At 64.3% G+C, this 22,057-nt stretch carries 20 protein-coding genes; 10 read left to right on the forward strand and 10 right to left on the reverse strand.

Going from position 1 to position 22,057, the window contains the following annotated elements; genetic code table 11:
- Positions 1-284: 284 nt before the first annotated feature.
- Positions 285-1,838, reverse strand: a complete 1,554-nt coding sequence (locus JOD78_RS26080; RefSeq protein WP_134137645.1) for a TROVE domain-containing protein — start codon at positions 1,836-1,838, stop codon at positions 285-287.
- A gap of 198 nt (positions 1,839-2,036) precedes the next feature.
- On the opposite strand from JOD78_RS26080, the gene rtcR reads away from it, so the two are divergent.
- Positions 2,037-3,638: an RNA repair transcriptional activator RtcR gene (gene rtcR, locus JOD78_RS26085; protein WP_121037338.1), complete on the forward strand. Its 1,602-nt coding sequence runs from the start codon at positions 2,037-2,039 to the stop codon at positions 3,636-3,638.
- Positions 3,639-3,659: 21 nt separating this feature from the next.
- Complete coding sequence (locus JOD78_RS26090; RefSeq protein ID WP_121037335.1) at positions 3,660-4,112, forward strand: GNAT family N-acetyltransferase; 453 nt, start codon at positions 3,660-3,662, stop codon at positions 4,110-4,112.
- Position 4,113: 1 nt separating this feature from the next.
- On the opposite strand, the gene JOD78_RS26095 is transcribed toward JOD78_RS26090, so the two are convergent.
- The 4 genes from JOD78_RS26095 to JOD78_RS26110 form a co-directional block, all read right to left on the reverse strand.
- Positions 4,114-4,287, reverse strand: a complete 174-nt coding sequence (locus JOD78_RS26095; protein ID WP_209569934.1) for a hypothetical protein — start codon at positions 4,285-4,287, stop codon at positions 4,114-4,116.
- Positions 4,288-4,345: 58 nt separating this feature from the next.
- Positions 4,346-4,984 (reverse strand): ATP-binding cassette domain-containing protein, encoded by a 639-nt coding sequence (locus JOD78_RS26100; RefSeq protein ID WP_134137644.1) that lies wholly within the window; start codon positions 4,982-4,984, stop codon positions 4,346-4,348.
- A 41-nt stretch (positions 4,985-5,025) separates the two neighbouring features.
- Positions 5,026-5,277 carry a hypothetical protein gene (locus tag JOD78_RS26105; protein WP_034333872.1) on the reverse strand — a complete coding sequence of 84 codons (252 nt, stop codon included), beginning with the start codon at positions 5,275-5,277 and terminating at the stop codon, positions 5,026-5,028.
- Positions 5,278-5,530: 253 nt separating this feature from the next.
- Positions 5,531-6,766 (reverse strand): MFS transporter, encoded by a 1,236-nt coding sequence (locus JOD78_RS26110; protein ID WP_209569935.1) that lies wholly within the window; start codon positions 6,764-6,766, stop codon positions 5,531-5,533.
- A gap of 134 nt (positions 6,767-6,900) precedes the next feature.
- Here JOD78_RS26110 and JOD78_RS26115 point away from each other — a divergent pair, with 134 nt between their 5' ends.
- From JOD78_RS26115 to JOD78_RS26125, 3 genes are all read left to right on the forward strand, one after another.
- The gene (locus JOD78_RS26115; protein WP_134220984.1) at positions 6,901-7,875 is read left to right on the forward strand and encodes a LysR family transcriptional regulator; all 975 of its coding nucleotides are present in this window, start codon (positions 6,901-6,903) and stop codon (positions 7,873-7,875) included.
- A gap of 245 nt (positions 7,876-8,120) precedes the next feature.
- Positions 8,121-8,318 carry a hypothetical protein gene (locus tag JOD78_RS26120; protein ID WP_245202309.1) on the forward strand — a complete coding sequence of 66 codons (198 nt, stop codon included), beginning with the start codon at positions 8,121-8,123 and terminating at the stop codon, positions 8,316-8,318.
- A gap of 175 nt (positions 8,319-8,493) precedes the next feature.
- A complete protein-coding gene (locus JOD78_RS26125) occupies positions 8,494-10,233 on the forward strand; it encodes a methyl-accepting chemotaxis protein (RefSeq protein WP_245202310.1) in 1,740 nt (579 codons plus the stop codon).
- A gap of 86 nt (positions 10,234-10,319) precedes the next feature.
- Here JOD78_RS26125 and JOD78_RS26130 read toward each other — a convergent pair whose 3' ends face one another.
- On the reverse strand, positions 10,320-11,822 hold the full coding sequence (locus JOD78_RS26130; RefSeq protein WP_209569939.1) for an acetyl-CoA hydrolase/transferase family protein: 1,503 nt from the start codon (positions 11,820-11,822) through the stop codon (positions 10,320-10,322).
- Between the two features lie 183 nt (positions 11,823-12,005).
- Between JOD78_RS26130 and JOD78_RS26135 the strand changes: the two genes are divergently transcribed.
- The 3 genes from JOD78_RS26135 (at position 12,006) to JOD78_RS26145 (ending at position 16,540) form a co-directional block, all read left to right on the forward strand.
- The gene (locus JOD78_RS26135; RefSeq protein WP_039788456.1) at positions 12,006-12,905 is read left to right on the forward strand and encodes a LysR substrate-binding domain-containing protein; all 900 of its coding nucleotides are present in this window, start codon (positions 12,006-12,008) and stop codon (positions 12,903-12,905) included.
- 176 nt (positions 12,906-13,081) lie between these two features.
- On the forward strand, positions 13,082-15,325 hold the full coding sequence (locus JOD78_RS26140; protein ID WP_348534286.1) for an FUSC family protein: 2,244 nt from the start codon (positions 13,082-13,084) through the stop codon (positions 15,323-15,325).
- Positions 15,326-15,412: 87 nt separating this feature from the next.
- Entirely contained in the window at positions 15,413-16,540 is a 1,128-nt protein-coding gene (locus tag JOD78_RS26145) for a mechanosensitive ion channel domain-containing protein (RefSeq protein WP_121037321.1), read from the forward strand.
- Positions 16,541-16,632: 92 nt separating this feature from the next.
- Here the strand turns inward: JOD78_RS26145 and JOD78_RS26150 are convergent, their stop codons facing one another.
- From JOD78_RS26150 to JOD78_RS26160, 3 genes are all read right to left on the reverse strand, one after another.
- Positions 16,633-16,923 carry a DUF4148 domain-containing protein gene (locus tag JOD78_RS26150; protein WP_121037318.1) on the reverse strand — a complete coding sequence of 97 codons (291 nt, stop codon included), beginning with the start codon at positions 16,921-16,923 and terminating at the stop codon, positions 16,633-16,635.
- A gap of 497 nt (positions 16,924-17,420) precedes the next feature.
- Positions 17,421-17,711 carry a DUF4148 domain-containing protein gene (locus JOD78_RS26155; RefSeq protein WP_034332278.1) on the reverse strand — a complete coding sequence of 97 codons (291 nt, stop codon included), beginning with the start codon at positions 17,709-17,711 and terminating at the stop codon, positions 17,421-17,423.
- 563 nt (positions 17,712-18,274) lie between these two features.
- Positions 18,275-18,679: a DUF4148 domain-containing protein gene (locus JOD78_RS26160; protein WP_204726266.1), complete on the reverse strand. Its 405-nt coding sequence runs from the start codon at positions 18,677-18,679 to the stop codon at positions 18,275-18,277.
- A gap of 481 nt (positions 18,680-19,160) precedes the next feature.
- On the opposite strand from JOD78_RS26160, the gene JOD78_RS26165 reads away from it, so the two are divergent.
- Positions 19,161-19,904: a glutamine amidotransferase gene (locus JOD78_RS26165; RefSeq protein WP_209569941.1), complete on the forward strand. Its 744-nt coding sequence runs from the start codon at positions 19,161-19,163 to the stop codon at positions 19,902-19,904.
- A 4-nt stretch (positions 19,905-19,908) separates the two neighbouring features.
- Here the strand turns inward: JOD78_RS26165 and JOD78_RS26170 are convergent, their stop codons facing one another.
- Complete coding sequence (locus JOD78_RS26170) at positions 19,909-20,835, reverse strand: LysR family transcriptional regulator (RefSeq protein ID WP_209569942.1); 927 nt, start codon at positions 20,833-20,835, stop codon at positions 19,909-19,911.
- Between the two features lie 150 nt (positions 20,836-20,985).
- Between JOD78_RS26170 and JOD78_RS26175 the strand changes: the two genes are divergently transcribed.
- Positions 20,986-22,005 (forward strand): NAD(P)-dependent alcohol dehydrogenase, encoded by a 1,020-nt coding sequence (locus JOD78_RS26175; RefSeq protein WP_209569944.1) that lies wholly within the window; start codon positions 20,986-20,988, stop codon positions 22,003-22,005.
- The last annotated feature ends 52 nt before the right edge of the window (positions 22,006-22,057 follow it).

Consider the following 22,057-nt stretch of genomic DNA (forward strand, 5'->3'; position numbering starts at 1 on the left):
TCCGTGAAGGTAGTCGCTTGCGCATTCGCGCCTCATCTGAAAAAGTCGGGGCTCCTGCCCCTCGGCGGCCCGGCAATTCCGGGCCGCCCGCTTCATTCCGACCAGATCGGCAGGATTTGCGCCGATTCTTGCGAACCGCCGCCCCGGAGTTGAACCGGGCTACCCAATGTAATCCTGCCAGCATTCGGAATGATCAGAACCACGTCCGCCCGACCAGAATGTGCGCGATACGGAGATGTAATCGCAACGGCATTCGGGCGGCAATGGCAACCTGTCTTGCACTATCAAAGCGGTGTGGACGCGATCTCCTGCACCCAGTGTCCCGCCTGCATCTGTCCGGCCGCAAAGCTGGCCAGCAGTTTGAAGACCTCATCGGAGAATCCGCCGATGTTGAGGATGTCGTCCGACTCCGGCGCCTGGCTGGTGGCATACGGCGCCAGATCGATGCAGACCAGGCGCGCCTTCGGATTGCGGCGCTTGAACTGCTGCCACTGGCGCATCGTTTCGGTCGCGCCGCTGGCGTGATGGCGCAGCCAGGACTCGTTGTCCGACACCAGCACCACCAGATCCGCGCGCTGCTGGCGTTCGTTCAGCCAGCGCAGCGGCGCACTGCAGTCCGTTCCGCCCCCGCCGATACGCGCCAGCCGCGCGGCGTTGGCCATGACCTTGTCATGGGGAACCAGCGGGCAAGGGACCACGCGCTGTTCGAACGGCAGCACGCAGGCCGCAGGATTCTTGCGCACGATGGCCGCGGCCAGCAATGCCGCCACGTCAATGCATCGCACCGCGCTGGTCCCACCGGCACGCATGCCGCTCACCGGGCTCGACATGGACCCCGACACATCCGGGCAGACCACGACCGAGCCTTCCAGCACCGGCACATTGGCCAGCGCGATTTCCATGGCGCTCTGCAAGGCGTCGCGCACCAGCTCCGGCACTGCCCCGGCAGCAGCCTGCCACGCGGCCATCAGCTGATACGGGAACACCCGTGCCGCGGCAATGGCCTGCGGATCACACAGCTTGGCGGCGATCAGCTCGGTCATGCCGGGCAGCTCGAACACGCCGTGGCGCGCGAAGCTGTTCAGGTTCATGCGCACCATGTGCCAGCCACCCTGCCGCGCCATCCCGGCCCATTCTTGCGTGCCCGGCTGCAAGGCAGTGAGCAACTGGAATGGCACCGCCGGTACCGGCTGGCTGCGGTCACGCTGGTAGGCCCGCAGGGCACGCGTCAGCGGCGGCAGCGCGGCCTCATCAAACGGACGGCCGATCAGCCAGGCGAAGAACGCGGCGCGCCACGCTTCAGCCGGCTTGGGGTGGACCATGCGGACCACGTCCGCCAACGATGGCGACTGCCCTACACAGGCGGCCAGCAGTTGCTGCTCCGTGGCCTGGTTCAGCCAGGCCTGCACCAGCTTCTTGGGACGAGTGCCCAGCGACTTGCGGCCGGTCACGCCGGAACGCAGGATCTGTACGAAATTGCGCAGCATCTTGCCCTGATCCACCACGCCGGCAAATGCCGGTGCCAGTTCATCGGCACCACGGGCCGCCAGTACGGCCAGCAGCAGCGCCGGCATGTCTTTCATGTAGCTGCGGCGCCGAGCGTACAGCGCGGTCTGGGCGATGAAGCGCGGGGCGATGTCCTGGCTCAGTTCCAGCACGGTGGCCAGTTGCGCTTCGGCACTGGCGTAGAAGGTGCGGTTCAGACAGCCGGTGGCCGCGTACTGCGCCAGGATGTGCTCCTTGCTCAGGGCATAGGCAGCGCCGCCGGCGTGATTCATCGCATCGGCTGCCGGCAGCAGGCGACGCTTCAGGGTCTGGAACAGTTGCACATTCGCCATTTTCTTTTCCTCGTTGATCGCTTGGTCTTGTTCCCTGTATTGCAACGGGTGTGCCAGCTCGGACGAGATGTGCGGAAACTCCTTTTAACTCATTGAATTGATTGAATAAATCTGATTTTGGCCTGATTTCCCGAGATTTGCCTGTACCCGAGAAAAACAGGATAATTTATCCATCAAGATAAGAAGTTATCTAAAAATATGGCAAAGAAAAAAGTCGTCATCGGTTTCGTCGGTACCCAGCTCGACCACGGACGTGGTGCGCCGCGCTGGGAAAAATGGCGTCCGACCATCGCGCTGACGCAGTACCCGGACGTGGTCATCGACCGTCTGGAACTGCTCTACATCGGCGAGCGCCATCTGGGGCTGGTCGGCCAGATCGGTCGCGACATCGCCAGCGTCTCGCCCGACACCGTCGTGCGGCCGCATGATCTGCCGATCCAGGACCCCTGGGATTTCGGTGAGGTCTACGCCAACCTGCTCGACTTCGCGCGCGCCTATCCTTTCGACACGGACAACGAGGAATACTGGATCCACATCACCACTGGCACCCACGTGGTCCAGATCTGCCTGTTCCTCATGACCGAGGCGCGTTACCTGCCCGGCGTACTGTTGCAGACCTCACCACCGCGCCGGCAGGCGGCGGGCTCTCCTGGCAGCTATGCCCTCATCGACCTCGACCTGTCGCGTTACGACCTGATCGCGCAGCGCTTTTCGAGCGAACAGCGTGAAGCGCTGGCCTTGCTGAAGTCCGGTATCCCCACGCGCAATGCGCACTTCAACCACATGATCGAGGAGATCGAGCGCGTGTCCATCCGCTCGCGCGCGCCGATGCTGCTGATGGGGCCGACCGGGGCCGGCAAGTCCTTCCTGGCCCGGCGAATCTACGAACTGAAGAAGTCGCGGCATCAGTTGGAGGGCCGCTTTGTCGACATCAATTGCGCCACGCTGCAGGGCGACGGTGCGGCCTCAACCTTGTTCGGTCACGTGCGCGGCTCCTTTACGGGCGCAGCCCATGATCGTCCGGGCTTGCTGCGTTCGGCGCACAAGGGATTGCTGTTCCTCGACGAGATCGGCGAACTGGGGCTGGATGAACAGGCCATGTTGCTCAAGGCTATCGAAGAGAAGCGCTTTCTGCCGGTGGGTGCCGATGTCGAGGCGCAGAGCGATTTCCAGCTCATTGCCGGCACCCATCGCGACCTGGCGCGCGAGGTCGCGGCGGGCCGCTTCCGCGAGGACCTGTTTGCCCGCATCAACCTGTGGACCTATGCCCTGCCCGGCCTGGCCCAGCGCCGCGAAGACATCGAACCCAACCTCGACTACCTGCTCGAACGCTTCAGCGCCGAGCATGGACAGGTGGTGCGTTTCAACAAGGAGGCCCGGATGCGCTATCTGGCCTTTGCGGCGTCATCGGCGGCCAGCTGGCCGGGCAATTTCCGCGACCTGTCGGCGTCCGTCGTACGCATGGCCACGCTGGCCGATGCGGGGCGCATCAACGATGCGCTGGTGGAGGAAGAGACTGCGCGCCTGCAGCGTCAATGGCGCGCCAGTGCGCAGCCTGCGTCGGGGGAGCAGGACGTTGATCTGGACGCCTTGCTGGGTGAGCACGCGCAAGCGCTGGATCTCTTCGATGCGGTGCAGTTGCGCGCCGTGGTCGCCGTGTGCCGCCGTTCGCGCTCGCTGTCGGAAGCGGGACGCACGCTCTTCGCGGTCTCGCGGGATGCCAAGGCAAAACCCAATGATGCGGATCGGCTCAAAAAATATCTGGCGCGCTTCGGCTTGGCTTGGGATGATGTGGCGTAGACAGAACCCGGAGCCACTAGCATGAACATCTCCCTGGAATCGCCCACCCTGCCAGAGGTCAGGCAGCTCATTGAAGCGCTGGACGCTTATCAGCAGCCCTTGTATCCGCCCGAAAGCCATCATGGCATTGATATCGATGCGCTGGCGGCCGATGATGTGCTGTTCGCCGTGGCACGTGATGAGCATGGCCAGGCGGTAGCTTGCGGTGCCATGCGACTGGAGGATGGCAGAGCCGAACTGAAGCGCTTCTTCACGCTGCCCGCACAGCGCGGAAAAGGAACCGCCCGCCAACTGCTGGCTTGGCTTGAAGCCCGGGCCTGCCAGCTTGGATACCGTGAATTCCTGCTGGAGACGGGCTATCTGCAGCACGCTGCCATCCGCTTCTATGAAAGCTGCGGCTATCTCCCGTGCGGACCCTTCGGCACTTACGTGGACGATCCCAACAGTGTTTTCATGCGCAAATGCGTCGCCTGATTCACTGCCCCTGCATCACCACATCCCGTAGCAACCGATCCAGTACCGAATATTCGCCCCGCGCATCCTTGTGCGGCGTGGGCACGTGCTCCAGCCGCTGCAATTCCAGTTCGATGAAACGATTGATCTCGGGAATGGCCGCGCCCTCTTCGGCTTCGCCCGCGCGCCTTGCCACCACGCCTTCCAGGGGCAACGCATCTCGCAGATTGAATGTGAACAGGCCCTGGTGTTTCTCAGTCCCCCAGATCGATCGTCCCCGCCAACCGCACCGCTTCCGGCGTCTCATACATGGCCACCACCCAGGCCTGATCGGCATCAGCTGCATGCGCGTTGAGCGTAGCCGCAACGAACTGGATGGAAGCACGATCCAGGCTGGCGTAGGGATCGTCCAGCAAGGTCAGCGTCGCGTGCGCCGCGAAGGCGGCCGCCAGGTAGACCTTGCGCTTGCTGCCGGTGGAGAGCATGAAGAGCTTTTTCTCCAGGTGCGGCGTCAGTGACAGACCTTCGGTGAGTGCCGGCAACAAGCCATGATCGAAATGTGGATACCGTTGCGCCAGGGCTGCGAAGACTTCCGGCGGCGTCATCTGGTCATAGGCCTCGGTCCGCGAATCGATGAAGAACACTTGCCGGCGGTAATTCTCGGGCTCGCCATCGAGTCGCAGACCATTCAACTCCAGCACGCCATCGCGCGCCGGCATCAAACCACCCAGCAGATTGAGCAGCGTGGTCTTGCCGCGGCCATCGCCGCCGCGCACCAGCGTCACGCCGGCCGTGATGCGGGCCGAGAAGTCCTGGAACAGGTCCAGGCCGGGATAGGAAAAATTCAGGCGCGATACCAGCAGCAGCGCTGCGCGGTCAGAAACTTGGGTCATCGGTGAGGGGCGTGGGGAATCGAAGGGAGAGCGGATGGCGCTCAGGAGCGCTGGCGGCGCGCCGCCTGGCGTTTGGCTTCCTCGGCGGCCTGCTTTTCCTTGCGGGCATCGGCCAGCATGGCCAGGGCCAATGCCAATGGCGGATACAGCAGGATCAGGCCGCTCCAGTCATGGTCCGACAGAAACATCAGCGCGGCAATGCACAGGTCGACCGCCATCAGGAACATCAATGGCCACCCCACGGGCGCACCCAGGAAGGTCTTCTGTCGCTTGTTCTTGAAATACAGTGCCATGCCGTTCACCCTGCTTTGTGTTTCGCTGCATGGCCGCCGGGCAGCGCCGCAGGGCGCATTGATGGGCGGGCAACATGCTGGCGATGGGTTGTCTCCTGCCCCGGATTATAAAAGATGTGGACCCGGGGAGGGAGCCGGCAGCACATCTTCCCATCCGGCAAAAATGGTCCGGCCTGTGGAAAAAATATAAAAAAAACGGTCCCGGCAAACGCCGGGACCGTTGTCCTTGGCAAGACCACCGCAGGGCGACAATTCAACGGGCCTTGGCTGCCCCCGGCCACATGCGTACCACCAGGGCCAGCACGGCCGCCGCCACTGCCAGTGCCACCACCGCGATCCAGCCCCACTGTGCCAGCGCCAGGCTGCCCAGCGCCGCACCGGCGGCCATGCCGATGAACATGCCCACGAACAGCACCGCATTCAGACGGCTGCGGGCACCGGGTTCGATGCTGTAGACGATGGTCTGATGCGCCACCAGCGTCGCCTGCACGCCCAGGTCAAAGCCGATGGCGGCCAGCGCCAGCAGGACCAGTTGACCTTGCGTCGAGAACCACGGCGACAGCGCCATCGAGGCGAAGGACAGCGCCGCCAGGCTCACACCCAGACGGGTCACCAGCTCCGGACCTTTCTTGTCCGAGATGCGGCCCGCCAGGGGCGCTGCCAGCGCACCAGCGGCACCGGCCAGGCCGAAGGCCCCGGCCGCCGCACTGCCGAGGTGAAACGGTGCGCCATGCAGCATCACCGCCAGCGTCGACCAGAAGGCCGAGAACCCGACCGACAGCAAGCCCTGGGCCAGCGCCGCGCGGCGCAACGCGCCATGCTTGCGCACCAGCGTACCCAGCGAGCCCAGCAGTGCGCCATACGACAGATGCGTGGTCGGATGGAAACGTGGCAGCCCGCGCCACGCGGCCAGGCCGATCAGCGCGATACTGGCCGAGGCCCCCACGAACATGGCGCGCCAGCCAAAGTGCTCGGCCACGAAACCGCTGACCACGCGCGACAGCAGGATGCCCAGCAGCAAGCCGGTCATGACGGTACCGACGATGCGGCCGCGATGCTGTTCCGGTGCCAGGGTGGCGGCGGCCGGGACGATGTCCTGCGCCAGCGTGGCCGTCAGGCCGATGGCCAGGCTGGCGGCCAGAAGGGTAGCGATGCCGGACGCCGCACCGGCCAGCAGCAGCGCCACCGTCAGGATGGCCGCCTTGATGAGGATGATGCGGCGGCGGTCATAACGGTCGCCCAGCGGTGCCAGCAGCAGGATACCCAGTGCATAGCCGAGCTGGGTCGACATCGGCACCATGCCCACGGCGCGCTCGGAGGCACCGATGTCATCGGCCAGCACGCCCAGCATGGGCTGCGAATAGTAGAGCGAAGCCACGGCCAGGCCGGCACCGGTGGCCAGCAGGCCGATCAGCCCGGTCGACAGGCCGTGGGCATGAGAGGAAGCCGCAGCGGGAGCGGCTGTATGCGGTTTGGGAATGCTGTTCATGATGGAACCTCAATAAGTGAGTCTGGCTGCCGGCCCGGAAAAATCCCCTTTCTGCCAGCGTTGGAACGGATTGTCCGCTTCCCGGCTCGCATCTGGTAGTAGCGCCTGCGGCAGAATTGTTATACGTTAGCCGTATGACCAAGCCCCTCTCCCCTGCCCCCAGTTTCTCCGCCACCGGCCTGACGGACCGCATCGAGCTGATCCAGACCTTCGTGCGCATCGTCGAGGCCGGCAGCCTGTCGGCAGCAGCGGCCCAGCTCGCGACCACGCAACCCACCGTCAGCCGCCGCCTGCAGGCGCTGGAGCGCTCGCTGGGGGTGCGCCTGCTGCAGCGTTCCACCCACGCCATGAAGATGACCGAGGATGGCGAACGCTGCTACGAGCGCGCCAAGGAATTGCTGGCCGGCTGGGATGAGTTCGAAAGCGAATTGCGCGGTGCCCGCCAGCACGCAGAAGGCACGCTGCGGGTCGTGGTGCCGCACGCCTTCGGGCAGAAGCAGCTGATCGCGCCCTTGTTGCAGTTCATGCAGCGCCATCCGCGCATCACCGTGGAATGGCTGCTGCATGACCGTGCCGCCGATTTCATCAGCCAGGGCATCGATTGCGCCATCCAGGTCGGCGAAGTCAATGATCCCTCGGTGGTGGCCATCCACCTGGCCGAGGTGCCGCGCATGACGGTGGTGGCCCCCGCGCTGCTGGAGGGTCGCGCCCTGCCGCGCCAGCCTGAAGAGCTGGCGGATTTCCCCTGGATCGCCATTCCCGCCTTCTACCGCCGAGAGATCACGCTCACCCACGCCACCAGCGGCGAACAGCGCCAGGTGGCTTTCCGTCCGCAGCTGGTCACCGACAGCCTGTATGCGTTGCGCAATATCGCCATCGAAGGCATGGGCGTGGCGGTAGGCTCATCATGGGTATTGGCCGAGGATGTGGCCGCCGGCCGCCTGGTCCAATTGCTGCCGGAGTGGGAGCCGGCACCGCTGCCGGTGTCGCTGATGTACCCCTATGCACGTTTCTACCCGGCCCGGCTGCGCCACTTCATCGACACCATGAAGGAAGCGATGCCCTCCGTGGTGCACCAGGCCGTGGGACGGGGTGCGCTGCAGGGGTGATGGCCGCTGCCCATGAAGCCTTGGCCCCGACACGCTCCACCCAGGCAGCGATGTTGTCATCTAGGGAAATGCCTGAGGTTCAAGGATGAGTTATCCGCTTATAGTGGGCTCAACATCTAGTCCTGCGCGGCCGTGAATGCCAATGGCGGCTTCCGGCCCAGGCAACGTTGGACAGGAATGATGTCCCCGCGCGCAGGCGCGCAGACGCGCATTCGTATCGATCATCCAAAGCGGGGAACCAGAAAATGGCCATCGAAAAAGAGGATGACGCTCTTGCTGAGCATCATTCCCGATCGCTGATCCACCAGCTCAACCGGCTTGAGCAGATCATGGAAACCCTCACAGCGACGTTTGAAGAGATCGCACTTCATGCCGACATCCGGACCGGGGATTCTTTCAAATCCCAGGCTGCTGATGCCATTGCCAAGGCCATGAAGACCTGATGCCATTGCGCATCGGGTACGCGCTCGCACTTCTTTTTTAACTGTTTGCATCAAAGACCCCGCCGCCTCGTGCAGAGCGCTGCGGGTACGCTGTCGCGCATTCCGGTGCGCGGCATTTCAACGTAATGACATGAAAACCAACCAGCGATGCGCTGGCAACAATGGGGTGAGGAAAATGTTTGGATCAATGACCGTCGGTCGAAAACTGGGGCTGGCCTTTCTCAGCATGGTGGTGGTGTCGCTGGCGGTAAGCAGCCTCTCGCTGTTCAACTTCAACCGGCTCGAAGGGGCCAGTGCCATGAATGTCCATACCTATGAGGTCATGGGCGCGGCCGACGACATGCTGATCAACATGGTCAACATCGAGACCGGCATTCGTGGTTACGTGGCCTCCGGCAACGAGGCGTTTCTCGATCCTTACCTTGGTGGGCGCAAGGCGTTCAGCAAGGCGTTTGATCAGGCCAAGGCACTGACCGCCGACAACCCGGTCCAGCAGAAGCGGCTGACCGAGATGCTGGAGCTGACCAACAAGATCGAAGAGGTCGACCAGACCCTGATCAGGTTGCGCAAGGAAGCCAATGCCAGCGCTTCCACCCAGGCTCTGCAAGCCTACTTCGGCGCCACCCACGACAAGGTCTTCATGGACCGCTTCCGCGGCCTGCAGAGTGAATTCGTGAAAGCCGAAGAATCGCTGCTCAAGGTACGCGCCGAGCAGGTCCGTGAGCTCAGCAGCGCCACCCTCGCGGTGCTCATCGGCGGCGGCGCGCTCACGGTACTGTTGGCCATTGTCGCCGGCCTTGCCATCACCCGCAGTATCCTCAAGGCCCTCGGCGGAGAGCCGGCCGCCGCCGCGCTGGTCGCCCAGCATATCGCCGCGGGAGACCTGACGGTACCGGTTCCCCTGAAGCACAATGACCGCACCAGCCTGATGGCCTCGCTGGCCAGCATGCGCGAGCAGCTCACCACCATCGTGCGTGGCATCCAGACCTCGGGGGAATCGATTTCGGTGGCCGCAGGCGAAATCGCCACCGGCAATACCGATCTGTCGCAACGCACCGAGCAGCAGGCGGCATCGCTGGAAGAAACCGCGTCGAGCATGGAAGAGCTGACCTCCACCGTGCGCCAGAATTCCGACAACGCCCGGCAGGGCAACGTCGTGGCCGAGGATGCTTCCGCGCTGGCCCTCAAGGGTGGCGAAGTGGTCGGCCGCGTCATCTCCACCATGAACGAGATTTCCGACAGTTCCAGCAAGGTGTCCGAGATCATCACCGTCATTGAAGGCATCGCCTTCCAGACCAATATCCTGGCGCTCAATGCGGCCGTGGAAGCGGCACGCGCCGGTGAGCAGGGACGCGGCTTTGCCGTGGTCGCCAGCGAAGTGCGCTCGCTGGCCCAGCGCAGCGCCGCCGCTGCCAAGGATGTGAAGGATCTCATCGTGCTGTCGGGGGAACGCGTACAACGCGGCACTCACCTGGTCAGCGAAGCGGGCGGGACCATCGATGAAGTGGTACAGGCGGTGCGCAACGTCACGCAGATCATGAACGAAATCTCCGCCGCTTCGCTGGAACAGACGGCCGGCATCGAGCAGGTCAACCAGGCGCTCGGCCAGATGGACCAGGTTACCCAGCAGAATGCGGCACTGGTGGAGCAGGCTGCGGCGGCGGCCCAGGCCATGTCTGAACAGGCAACCGAACTGCGCAGTGCGGTGGGGATCTTCAAGACCGCCGGCGGCGTGGTGCGGCCAGTGCCGGTGGTGCCTGCGGCTGCTGCCGCCAAGCCGGCCCCCAAGGCCGTGTCCAGGCCGTCGCTTCCGGTGGCACCTGCGCGCGCCGCCAAGGCACAGCCGGCTGCCGGGCAAGGCCCTTCCTCCTCCTACAAGAAGGATGCTGGCGAGGGCGACTGGGAAACCTTCTGAGGGGTTGTCCCGCTGACGGGCCCGCGTATCAACGTGAAAATGCCTGCATCACGCAGGCATTTTTTTTTGATGGCGCGTGGTGCACGTCAAGCCTGACGCTGATCCAGCCGCATGGTGCGCTGTTGCGCGTAATGCTGGTGCCAGGAGAACGCCTCGCCCAGCAGATGCGGCGTATGGCCACCGGCCCGGCAGGCGCGTTCGAAATAGTCGCGCAGCTGCGGCCGGTAATCCGGATGGCAGCACTGCTCGATCACCTTCACCGCGCGCTCGCGCGGTGCCAGGCCGCGCAGGTCGGCCAGTCCCCATTCGGTGACCAGCACGTCCACATCATGTTCGCTGTGGTCCACATGCGAGACCATGGGCACCACGCTGGAAATGGCGCCGTCCTTGGCCACCGACTTCGACACGAAGATCGATAGCTGTCCGTTGCGCGCAAAGTCGCCCGAGCCGCCGATGCCGTTCATCATGTGGGTGCCGCCCACGTGGGTGGAATTGACGTTGCCGTAGATGTCGAATTCCAGCGCGGTATTGAGCCCGATGATGCCCAGTCTGCGCACCAGTTCCGGATGATTGCTGATCTCCTGCGGACGCAGCACCAGCTTGTCGCGATAGCGATCCAGGTTGGCCAGGAAATGCGCATACTTGGCCTGCGACAGCGTGATCGAGGAGGCGGAGGCAAAAGCCAGCTGGCCCGAGTCGAGCAGATCGATGGCGCTGTCCTGCAGCACTTCCGAATACATCACCAGATTGCGGAACGGTGACTCCACCAGCCCGTGCAGCACCGCATTGGCGATCGTGCCGATGCCTGCCTGCAGTGGCGCCAGCGTATGCGGCAGACGTCCGGCTTCCACTTCGCATTCGAGGAAATGGATCACGTGACGCGCAATGGCCCGCGTCTCATCGTCCGGCGGCAGCACCGAGGAGGGGCTGTCGGGCGTCTCGGTGAGCACGATGGCCACCACCTTCTCGGGATCGAAGGGAATGGTCGGGTGGCCGATGCGATCGCCCGCTGCCGTCAGCGGGATGGGTTTGCGCTCGGGTCGTGCTGCCGGCAGGTAGATGTCGTGCAGGCCCTCCAGCGCCAGCGGCATGCTGGTGTTGAGTTCGATCACGATATGCCGCGCCTGCTCCACGAAGCTGGCCGAATTGCCGACCGACATGGTCGGTACGATACCCTCTTCGTTAATCGCCGCAGCTTCGATGACGGCGATGTCGACGCGCGAGGGCGTGCCGCTGCGCAATTGTTCGGCCGTCTCCGAGAGATGCTGGTCGATGAACATGACTTCGCCCGCATTGATCTTCTTGCGCAGCGTGGGGTCGACCTGGAACGGCAGGCGTCGCGCCAGCAGGCCGGCCTCGGCCATCAGGCCATCGCTGCCATTGCCCAGAGAGGCCCCGGTGATGACGGTGAAATGCAGCTCTTCCTGCGCGGCGCGGTCGGCCAGCGCACGCGGCATGGCCTTGGCATCACCGGCGCGGGTGAAGCCGCTCAGGCCGATGGTCATGCCGTTGTGGAAGAAGGTGGCCGCCTCGGCGGCGGACATGACTTTGCCGGCCAAGGCGGGCTGGCGAATGCGCTGGCTATCCATGAGAGTGTGCTCCTGCTCGGGTTCTTTAGGGAGTGAGAAGTGCATCCATGACGGACTTCTTGCATCTTGTTTGTCCCAAGTATAGGAGCCGGCAGGTATGCACTGTATGATTAAAATTCCGCCGTTCCAGTCGGAAAATGCATACTTCCCTGCCACCCTGAAACACCGCCGAAAGCCGCTGCCATGGACATCCGCGCCCTGCGCTACTTCACCGAGACGGTCCGCCTGGCCAGCTTCAGCCGCGCCGCCGATGCCTTGCACGTGACCCAGTCCACCGTCAGCAAGATGGTGCGCCAGCTGGAAGACGAGGTCGACGCCCCGCTGCTGGTGCGCGATGGCCGCCGCCTGCAGCTCACCGATACCGGGCGCGTGGTGTATGAGCAGGGCCAGCAGATCCTGGCCTCCATGCAGCGGCTGGACGCCGAGGTGCGCGATACCAAGGCGCTGCGCTGCGGCCGTCTGGAGATCGGGATTCCGCCCATGATCAACATCCTCTGCACCCCGGTGCTGAAGGCCTTCCGCGAACGCCATCCCGAGATTGCCATCGTCCTGAAGGAAGACACCGGCCCGCAGATCGAAGAGCGCGTGGCCAATGGCGAACTGGAAATCGGCATGACCGTCCTGCCCGCTGATCCGGAACTGGAATTGCAGACCCTGCCGGTGGCGCGCTATCCCATGTGGGCCGTGGCCCAGGCCGGCCGCTTCCAGAAGAACCGCGCCACCCTGCGTTGCGCCCAGCTCGATGGCATGCCGCTGGTGCTGCTCAACAACGAGTTCGGCCTCACCCGCAGCCTGCGCGGCATGTTCGGGGAATTGGGCATCCGGCCCGAGATCGTGGCCCAGAGCGCCCAGTGGGACTGGCTGGTGGCCATGGCCCTGGCCGGCATGGGGGCGGCGCTGCTGCCCGAACCCTTCATCCACCGCCTCGCCACCGACCAGCTGCAGGCGGTGCGGCTGGTGGAGCCGGAAGTGCAATGGCAGGTCGCCTATGTCACACGCGGCGGCGGTTATCTCTCGCATGCGGCGCGGGCGTGGATGGCCTTGAGCGAAGAATTGTTTGCGGGTGGCCGCGTGCGCAGGTAAAGAGAAAAGAGCGTACCGGAGCGCCTCGGTGCAAAAAGCGTCAGCATTCCATTTTGGAATGGAATCGGTGAATTTAAGTCATGCCATGAATACGCCCTGATTCCTATACTGGCCTTGCCGATACCTGCCGCCCCTCCTCACTCGTGAATTCGGAACCGGAATGACGTCTTGACGCCGTGAGTGCGCAGGTGTCGGCACTCTCCACGAGTGCCCTGCCCTCCTCCACCTGTCCGCTCGCCAGCACGATCATGCCGCCGCTCTTGTCGTCGCGTTTTTCCGTCCGTTTTTCCCTCTATCGATTCCTGCTGCTGCACTACTGCCGGCGCTGCCGCACCCGTGTCGAACGCTGGCGCCTGCAGTTCCCGCTGCGCCACGCCAACCTCTCCGAGGGCCTGCGTGCGGCCTGCGGAGCGGCGGCCATGCTGCTGCTGGGCGAGTGGCTGGGCAATCCCCTGTTCTCGTGGGCGGCCATCGGCGCCTTCCTGACCAGCCTGGCCGACAGCGCCGGTTCCAATCGCGCGCGCCTGGCCTCCATGGGCGGCTTCGCGCTGGCCTCGACGCTGGGCGGCATGATCGCCGCCAGCGCCGCCGGCTGGCGCGTGGAAGCGGGTTTGCTGACCATCATGGCCTGCGCCGGCGTGGCCGGCTTCTCGCGCATCTACGGTGCCGCAGCGGGTCTGGTGCTGATGCTGGCGGCGGGCGTCTCTGCCATCATGGCCGATGCGCCGGTGGTGCTGTGGCCGCTGGCGCAGAGCCATGTCCTGATCTATTTCGCCGGTTGCCTGTGGGCGCTGCTGCTGGGCTTGACGGTGTGGCGCATCCACCCCTTCGCCCCGGCGCGCCAGGCGGTGGCGCGCGCCTATGGCACGCTGGCTGAACTGGCCGCCCTCGCGGCCAATACCGATGCCGCCGATCCCGCCTATGCCGTGCATGCCGCCGATCTGGCGGCCCACACCCGCCGCCATGCGCGCTTCGATCTGGCCGCCGCCCATCGCACGCTCGATGCGGTGGCGGTCGAACGCACCGAGTCCCGTCGCCTCTACGAAAACCTGCTGGTGCGGCTGGCCCGCGCCGACGCTCTCCTCGATGGCATCACCGTGCTGGCCGATCTGCAGCTGACGCATTACCAGCCCCTGCGAGCGCGCTTGCGCAGTGCCCGCGTGCTGGGTGCGATTGCGCGCCAGCTGCAGGCCATGCAGCGCGAGATGCAGCGCGGCGAGGCGATTGCCGCCGATGAAGATGCGCGCATCATGCTGCGCCTGCGCCAGCTGGTGGCGCGCCTGCCCAGCGGCACCGGGCGGCTGTTGCAGCAGCTCGATACCCCGCTGGCCCTGGGCGCGGACGATCCGGCCCGCCTCAAGCAGGCCGCCCGCGCCGGACATCAGGCGCGCCACGGCATGTCTGCCCTGCTGCATCGCCTGCGCGCACTGGGGCGCAAGGCCGCGCTGCACGTGCGCGCCGGATCGGCGGAATGGCATCACGCCTGGCGCTGCGCGGCAGCGGCCGGGGCGACCTACCTCATCGTGCATCTGCTGGAACTGCCTTTCGGCTACTGGGCCACCATGGCCACCATGCTGGTCATGCAGCCCAGCATTGCCGACAGCTGGTCGCGCAGCATGGAGCGCGCCGTCGGCAGCGTGGTCGGCGGCGCGCTGGCCGTGGCCGTCTGCCTGGTGGTGCATTCGCCGCTGGGGCTGGCGCTGCTGGTGTTCCCGCTGACGGTACTGACGATGGCGCTGCGCCCGGTGAGCTATGGGCTGTATGCGACTTTTCTCACGCCGGTATTCGTGCTGGTGGCCGATGTCGGTGGCGATCCCGCGCATGAGCTGGCCAATGCCGCGCTGCGCGCGGGCAACAATGTCATCGGCGCGCTGGTGGCGGTGCTGGCCAGTTACCTGTTCTGGCCGCGCCGCCACGAGGCCGATCCACAGGGCCAGTTGCGCACCATGGCCGGTCTCAATCTGGCCTATCTGACGGCGGCACTGGCGGTGCACGACACGGCACCCGACAAGGCCCGCCTGTCGTCGCTGCATGCGCATCGCCGCGCGGCCTGCGTGGCCAACGTCGAGGCCGGTCTGCTGTTGCAACGCCTGGCGCGCGAACGCGGCTGGCCCGAACGCGATCACGGGCGCGGCCGCACGGCGGTGGCCCTGTCGCGCCGCCTGGCTGCGGCGGCCAGCCATCTGTGGGCGCATCCGCAGCCGGTCGAAGCGTCCCTGCCGGCCTGGCTGCTTGCCCTGGCGCAAGCCCTGCAGGAACAGGATGCTGCCGCATTGCACGCCCTCACGCGCCAGCGGCCGGCCCCGGTTGAGCTGGCCCAGGCGGCGGCGGTGGAGACCGCCTGCCTGCTGGTGGCGGCGCTGGAGGCCACGTCCGCTACCGGTTCGCCCGCATCAAGCGGGCCCATGCCAGGAAATTGACGGAAACAAATTCCCCCATCCCTGTTCGAACCGGAACAAGCGCCCCGCGCGTACCGCTTCAACAACACTCTGGATGGAAGGGAACGGATGAGCCTGGATCTCGATTTTCTGTACAACATGAACGAGGGGCCGCTGCGCTCCGGCCTGATCGTATTGGGCGTGGCCCTGGTGGCGGTGGTCGTCGGCATCGTCCTGCACCGCATGGGCATCGCCCTGGTACGACGCCTGGCGCGCGGCCGGCCCTTTACCACCACGGCCACGACCGTCACCTTCAATGCCAGCCGCACCTGCGTGATCCTCTTCATGCTGCGCCTGGTGCTGGCCGGTGCGCCGGACAATACCCCCGGCCTCACGCGCATCTCCTACCTGACCTCGGTGGCCTTCATCCTGGCGCTGACCTGGTTCCTCATGCGCTGCGTGAAATCGGTCAGCACCACGGTGGTCAACCTCAATCCCTATGATGTGGCCGACAACCTCAAGGCACGCCGCATCCTGACCCAGACCCGCGTGCTCTCGCGCAGTGCCTACTTCATCATCGCCCTGCTGGGCCTGGCCTTCGTGCTGCTGACCTTGCCCGGTGCGCGCCAGTTCGGTGCCAGCCTGCTGGCCTCGGCCGGGGTGGCCGGTATCGTCGCCGGTATCGCGGCCAAGCCGGTGCTGGGCAATTTCTTCGCCGGCCTGCAGATTGCCTTCTCGCAACCGATCCGCATCGATGACGTGCTCATCGTCAAGGGGGAATGGGGCCGTGTGGAAGAGATCACGGGCACTTTCGTCGTGGTGAGGATCTGGGATGAGCGGCGCATGATCGTGCCGCTGCAATGGTTCATCGAGAATCCCTTCGAGAACTGGACCCACACCTCCTCCACCATCCTCGGCACGGTCTTCCTGTGGCTGGATTTCGCCGTGCCGACGAACGCCATCCGCGCCGAATTCGAGCGCGTCTGCCAGACCCTGCCGCTATGGGACAAGCGCGTCTGCGTGATGCACGTGACCGATACCAGTGAGCGCAACATGCAGATCCGCCTGCTGGTCTCGGCCCGGGATTCGGGCTCGGCCTTCGACCTGCGCTGCCAGATCCGCGAGCACATGATCGGCTTCATCGCCAGCAATTATCCGGAAGCCCTGCCCCGCCTGCGCGCCGAGGTATCGTCGCGCAACCAGCCTGAGGCACTGGACACCATCATCGATGGCGCGCCGGGAGAGAAAACCGGCTGAACAAAACGAAGCGGGCCGCACTTGCGTGGGGCCCGCCTGGAGGGGAATCTGGCGCGCCGGCTGGTCCGGGGCGCCTTTTTTGCGACCGCAACTTACTGATTCGAGATGGCCAGCTCGCCATTGGCGCGGGCCTGGACCAGTTCGGCGCGGACTTCATCACGGCTCTTGCCGGAGGCCACGGCCTTCACGTCCTGGTCACGATCACTCACCAGCAGCTGGCCATTGGCACGGGCCTGTTGCAGCTCGGCCACGACATCGGCGCGGGTCTTGGTGGAGACGAAACGGGTTTCAGCGGGGTATTGGGCTTCAGCCATGGCAGCACCGACGGCGGTGGTCAGCAGCAGGCCGGCAAACAGGTTCTTGGCAATGTTCTTGGTGTTCATGATGGGTTCCTTTTTCGTGAGAGAGGATGCGCACGTCAACCCGTTCCGGTGGTGGTGGATCAGTCATCGCGTGCTGTCATCTTGGTGCCCAGTTTAGGGAAACACGGCACCGGGAGAAAGGTGAAAAACCGGAATTCATTGTTCCGAAAAATACTAACAATTCGATTTCTTCAGCGATCCCCTCGTGGTCACATGCATGACTGATAAATGAGAGCCAAATGATCGAGACAGTCGCGCAAGAAAAACTTAGAAACAGGAATGGACGTTTCTAAGACTTTGTTGCACCAGAAACTAAGTAAATGGGACTGCATGCTGTTGCACAAAAATGGCCAGCAAGCGATGAAGAGAGGAATGCGGAAGCGCAAAGGCAGGCGGGCCAGATTACCGGCGACCGAGGGGAGAGAACGTCGCTTTCATGAGGCCCGCCTGGGGAGAAACGCTGGCACCGGCGAGGCCGGTGCGAAGTGATGCCGATACGGAGACTGATGCGTCAGGGCTTACTGGTTGGAGATGGCCAGTTCACCATTGTTGCGAGCCTGGACCAGTTCGGCGCGCACTTCGTCGCGGGTCTTGGCGGAGGCCACGGCCTTGACGTCCTGGTCACGGTCGGTCACCAGCAGCTGGCCGGTGGCGCGGGCTTGCTGGAGTTCGGCGATGACTTCGGCGCGGGTCTTGGTGGAGACGAACTTGGTGTCGGGGACGCGCGAGGCTTCAGCCATGGCGGTACCGACGGCGGTGGTCAACAGCAGGCCGGCGAAGAGATTCTTTGCAATGTTCTTGGTGTTCATGATCGTTCCTTGGTGAGTGAGGAGATGAGCACGTCAACCTGGGCCGACGTTGGTGGTTCAGTCGTTGTGTGCTGTCATCTTGGAATCCAGTGTAGGCATCTGCAGCAAATCGATAAAGAGGCCAAAACGGAATTCATCATTCCGAAATACAGAACAAGCGGATGCAGAAAAAATTATAACTTGATATTCGCAAAACTTATAAATGTAAAAGTCGAAATTTAAGTTTTATGACAGTCGTGAAATTGTCGCTTTAAGTGCTTCTTCATAGGAGAAATGCCCTTCGAGACGAGGCAAATCGCCTTGCAGAAAACTTAGAAAACGGGATGAATGAAGCAGGCAGATTCGTGGTGGCGAAATCGCATCCATGCAGATCTGCAGAGGCCTGTTGACGACCGGTGGCCGCAGGCAGAAAAGGCAGGCGGGCCGCACTACCGGCGACCGAGGGGAGAGAACGTCGCTTTCATGAGGCCCGCCTGGGGAGAGACTGTCGCACCGGGATCGCCGGTGCGTTTGCTGCGGCCCTGGCCTGGCGCGTAGGCCGGGTCAGGACGGGATGGTGCGGGTTACAGCGAAGGTGCCTGGGTGTTGCTGACGGCGGTGCCGTCCTGGCGGGCTTGTTGCAGCTCTTGCTGCACCTGCGCGCGGGTCAGGGTCGAGTGGAAAGGCTTTTCCACCGGATATTGATCGCTCACCAGCAGTTCGCCATTGGCGCGGGCTTGCTTGAGCTCGGCGACCACGTCGGCGCGGGTCTTGGTGGAGACGAAGGGCTTGTCGACCGGATATTGGTCGGTGACCAGCAGCTCGCCGTTGGCGCGGGCCTGTTGCAGGTCGGCGATCACTTCAGCGCGGCTCTTGGTCGAGACGATCTGGGTCTCGGCAGGATACGGTGCCTCGGCCATGGCGGCGCCAACGGCGGAGGTGAGCAGCAGACCGGCAAACAGGTTCTTGGCAATATTCTTGGTGTTCATGATCGTTCCTTTGTGAGTAAGAAGATGAGCACTGCAACCTGTGACTACCCTTGTGGTTCAGTCGTTGTGTGCTGTCATCGTGGAACCCAGTTTAGGGATTTCCGCCGCCGGGAAAAACCGGATAAAGCGGAATACATCATTCCAGATATGCGAACAATCAGTTTTTTCGAGGCTGTACCGGCGATTTCACGCCGCAACTGCACATGAGATTTTGACAAGAAGTTGCATTTCTTCTCCTTGGATATTGGGCTCAAGTTATTGATTTAAAAGGGCTAAGGCGAAATTCCTTTCATATCGGCCTTTTAGCTGCCCCTCCATCTTTTGCGCCGCCGCAAAGCTTTTTCTATTTCATCAATAGAGAATACCAATGACTTGTTCAACAAATTTGAGCAAGTTTTTCAGGCAGTCGCTGTATACGATACGATATAGCGAATCCGGATTCTCCAGCTTTTCCCTTCATATCACTCACAGGAGCAGCCCGATGAAAACCGCCCTCGCCCTGCGTCACGTTGCCACCGAAGACCTGGGCCAGCTGGCCCCGCTGCTCACTGCCGGCGGTTACCAGATTCGCTATTTCGATGTCGGGGTGGAGTCCTTCATTGACGTTTCGCCGCTGGATGCCGAACTGGTCATCGTGCTGGGGGGCCCGGTGGCGGTGTATGACAGCGAGTCCTATCCCTGGCTGCGCGCGGAAGTGGCCTGGCTGCGGGCACGCTTGCTGGAAGATCTGCCGACGCTGGGCATCTGCATGGGTGCGCAGCTGATGGCGGCGGCCTTGCATGCACGCGTTTACCCGGGTAGTTGCGGCAAGGAGATTGGCTGGGCCAGCCTGCAGGCGGGCCAGCATCTGGCCGAGACCCCCTGGCTGCAGGAACTGGTGGAACAGCAGACCCCCGTGCTGCACTGGCACGGCGACACCTTCGACCTGCCGCCGGGGGCGCGTCATCTGGCGTCGTCGGCGCTGTATCCCAACCAGGCTTTCGCCTGGGGGCGACACGGGCTGGCGCTGCAGTTCCATCCCGAGGTGGACATGCGCACGGTCGAACACTGGCTGGTGAGCCACGCCCATGAGATCGCTCACACCCGCAACCTCAGCCTGGCCACCCTGCGCGCCGATGCCCAGCGCCATGGCCGCCAGTTCGAGCGGGCGGTACGGCGCTTCTGGCAAGGCTGGCTGGAGAGCCTGCCCGCTCAGTCCCCGGCAGCGGAACAACGCCGCGCCTGAGGTCTCAGCGCGCGGCGGCCGCGGTGATCTTGCGACGGTCGACCCGCAGCAGCGGTGGCAGTGCAGCGGCCAGCGCATCGATCACGGTGCGCACGCGCAGCGGCAGGTGGCGCGTGAGCGGCCAGGCCAGGTGCATGTCGATGGTGGCGAAGGAAGCTTCGGGCATCAGCTTCACCAGCCGGCCGGCCTTCAGATGGTCGCGGATGAGCCAGCACGGCAGGTGGGCCAGCCCGGCCCCGGCCACGGTGGCATCGGCAATGGCTTCCAGATCGTCGAAACGCAGCCGGCTGCTGACGGTGGCGATGCGCACTTCGCCCGTTTCATCGCGGATGGGCCAGCCGCTGGTCTTGCCGTAGAGGATGCCGTGATGCCGCGCCAGATCCTTGAAGTGGCGCGGCCGGCCATGCTGCGCGAGATAGTCCGGCGAGGCATACAGCATCATGGTCTGCGCGCCCATCCTGCGGGCGACCAGGTCACTGGTGTCGGGCATGGGACCGCTGCGCAGGACCAGGTCCACCCCCTCTGCGATCAGATCCACACGGCGGTCCGTGAAGGAGGCCACGATGTCCAGCTGCGGCCAGCGCCGCGCCAGTTCCACCAGCACCGGGGCCACGCACAGTCGGCCGAACAGGACCGGTGTGCTGATGCGTACCTGGCCAGCGGGCTCGCGCTGGCCATCGCCGACCAGTGCCTGGGCGCTTTCCAGTTCTTCCAGTGCGCGCAGGCAGCGTTCATAGTAGGCGCGTCCCTCGGCGGTCAGGCTCTGGCTGCGCGTATTGCGCTGGAACAGGCGCACGCCCAGCCGTTCCTCCAGCCGCGCGATGCTCTTGCCGACCGCCCAGCGCGTCAGGTGCAGGCGTTCCGCCGCGCGAATGAAACTGCCCGCCTCCACCGCCTGAATGAAGACCGAGATGCCGCTGAAGCTGTCCATGTGTTTCCTTTGAGCGCCCGGAACTTGTCCGCAGTGCCAGGTGATTGGTGAATCTGATTCTACAAGCAAGAGAAAAAGTGCCGCCACAAGCCGGGGCGCAATTTTTCTACACTGGCGCTCTTCTTTTTCTCTCGATCATCAGGAGCCACCATGGACCACACCATGCGCCGCTGGCATCTCGGCCAGTTCGGCAAGCAACACCTGCAATTGCAGACCGTCGCCATTCCCCGGCCTGGCCCCGGCCAGATCCTGGTTCGCGTGACCGCCGTCGCCCTCAACTATCGCGACAAGATGAACATCGACAACGGCACCGGCGGCGCGCAGGTGCAGCCGCCCTTCACGCCCGCTTCCGACATGGCCGGCGAGGTGGTGGCGGTGGGAGACGGTGTGCAGCGTTTCATTGCGGGCCAGCGCGTGATCTCCACGTTCTGGGGCGGCTGGCTCGATGGTCCCTGGCCGCAGGGCACGCTGGCACTGGGCGCGCCCGGTCCCGGCATGCTGGCCGAGTACGTGCTGCTGCAGGAAGACTGGGCCGTCGCCGCGCCATTGCACTTGACGGATGCGCAGGCCAGCACCCTGCCCTGCGCCGGTCTCACGGCGTGGATGGCGCTGGTGGAGCAAGGTCATTTGCACGCCGGGCAGACGGTGGTGCTGCAAGGCACGGGCGGCGTGGCGCTGTTCGGTGTGCAACTGGCGGCGGCGCATGGCGCGCGCACCATCCTCCTCTCGGGCGATGCCGGCAAGCTGGAACGCGCACGGGCGCTGGGTGCCACGCACGGCCTGCTGCGCAGCCAGCATCCGGAATGGCAGCACGAGGTGCGGGCCCTGACGGAAGGACGGGGTGCCGATCATGTGCTGGAACTGGTGGGCGGCGAGAACATCGGGCGCTCGCTGCAGGCCCTCAGGCAAGGCGGCCGCTTGTCGGTCATCGGCTTGCTGGGCGATGCGCAGTTGCAGACTTCGATCTTTCCGTTGCTGCTGGGTCGCCACACCATCCAGGGCATCGGTGTGGGACACCGCCGTGCGCTGGAAGACCTGGTGCGTGCCGTGGATCACCTGCGCCTGGTGCCGGTGGTGGAACAGGAATATGGATTCGCGCAGTTGCCCGAGGCACTGGCGCATCTGGAGCGTGGGCCCTTCGGCAAGGTGGTGGTGCGCGCGGACCGTTGAACGAAGCTGCCGTGATGCCCGCCGGAAAGTGAGTACAAGCCTTGCCGGGCGG

Origin of the sequence: Herbaspirillum sp. 1130 (genome assembly GCF_017833835.1) — a bacterium.
GTDB classification, from domain to species: domain Bacteria; phylum Pseudomonadota; class Gammaproteobacteria; order Burkholderiales; family Burkholderiaceae_D; genus Herbaspirillum; species Herbaspirillum huttiense.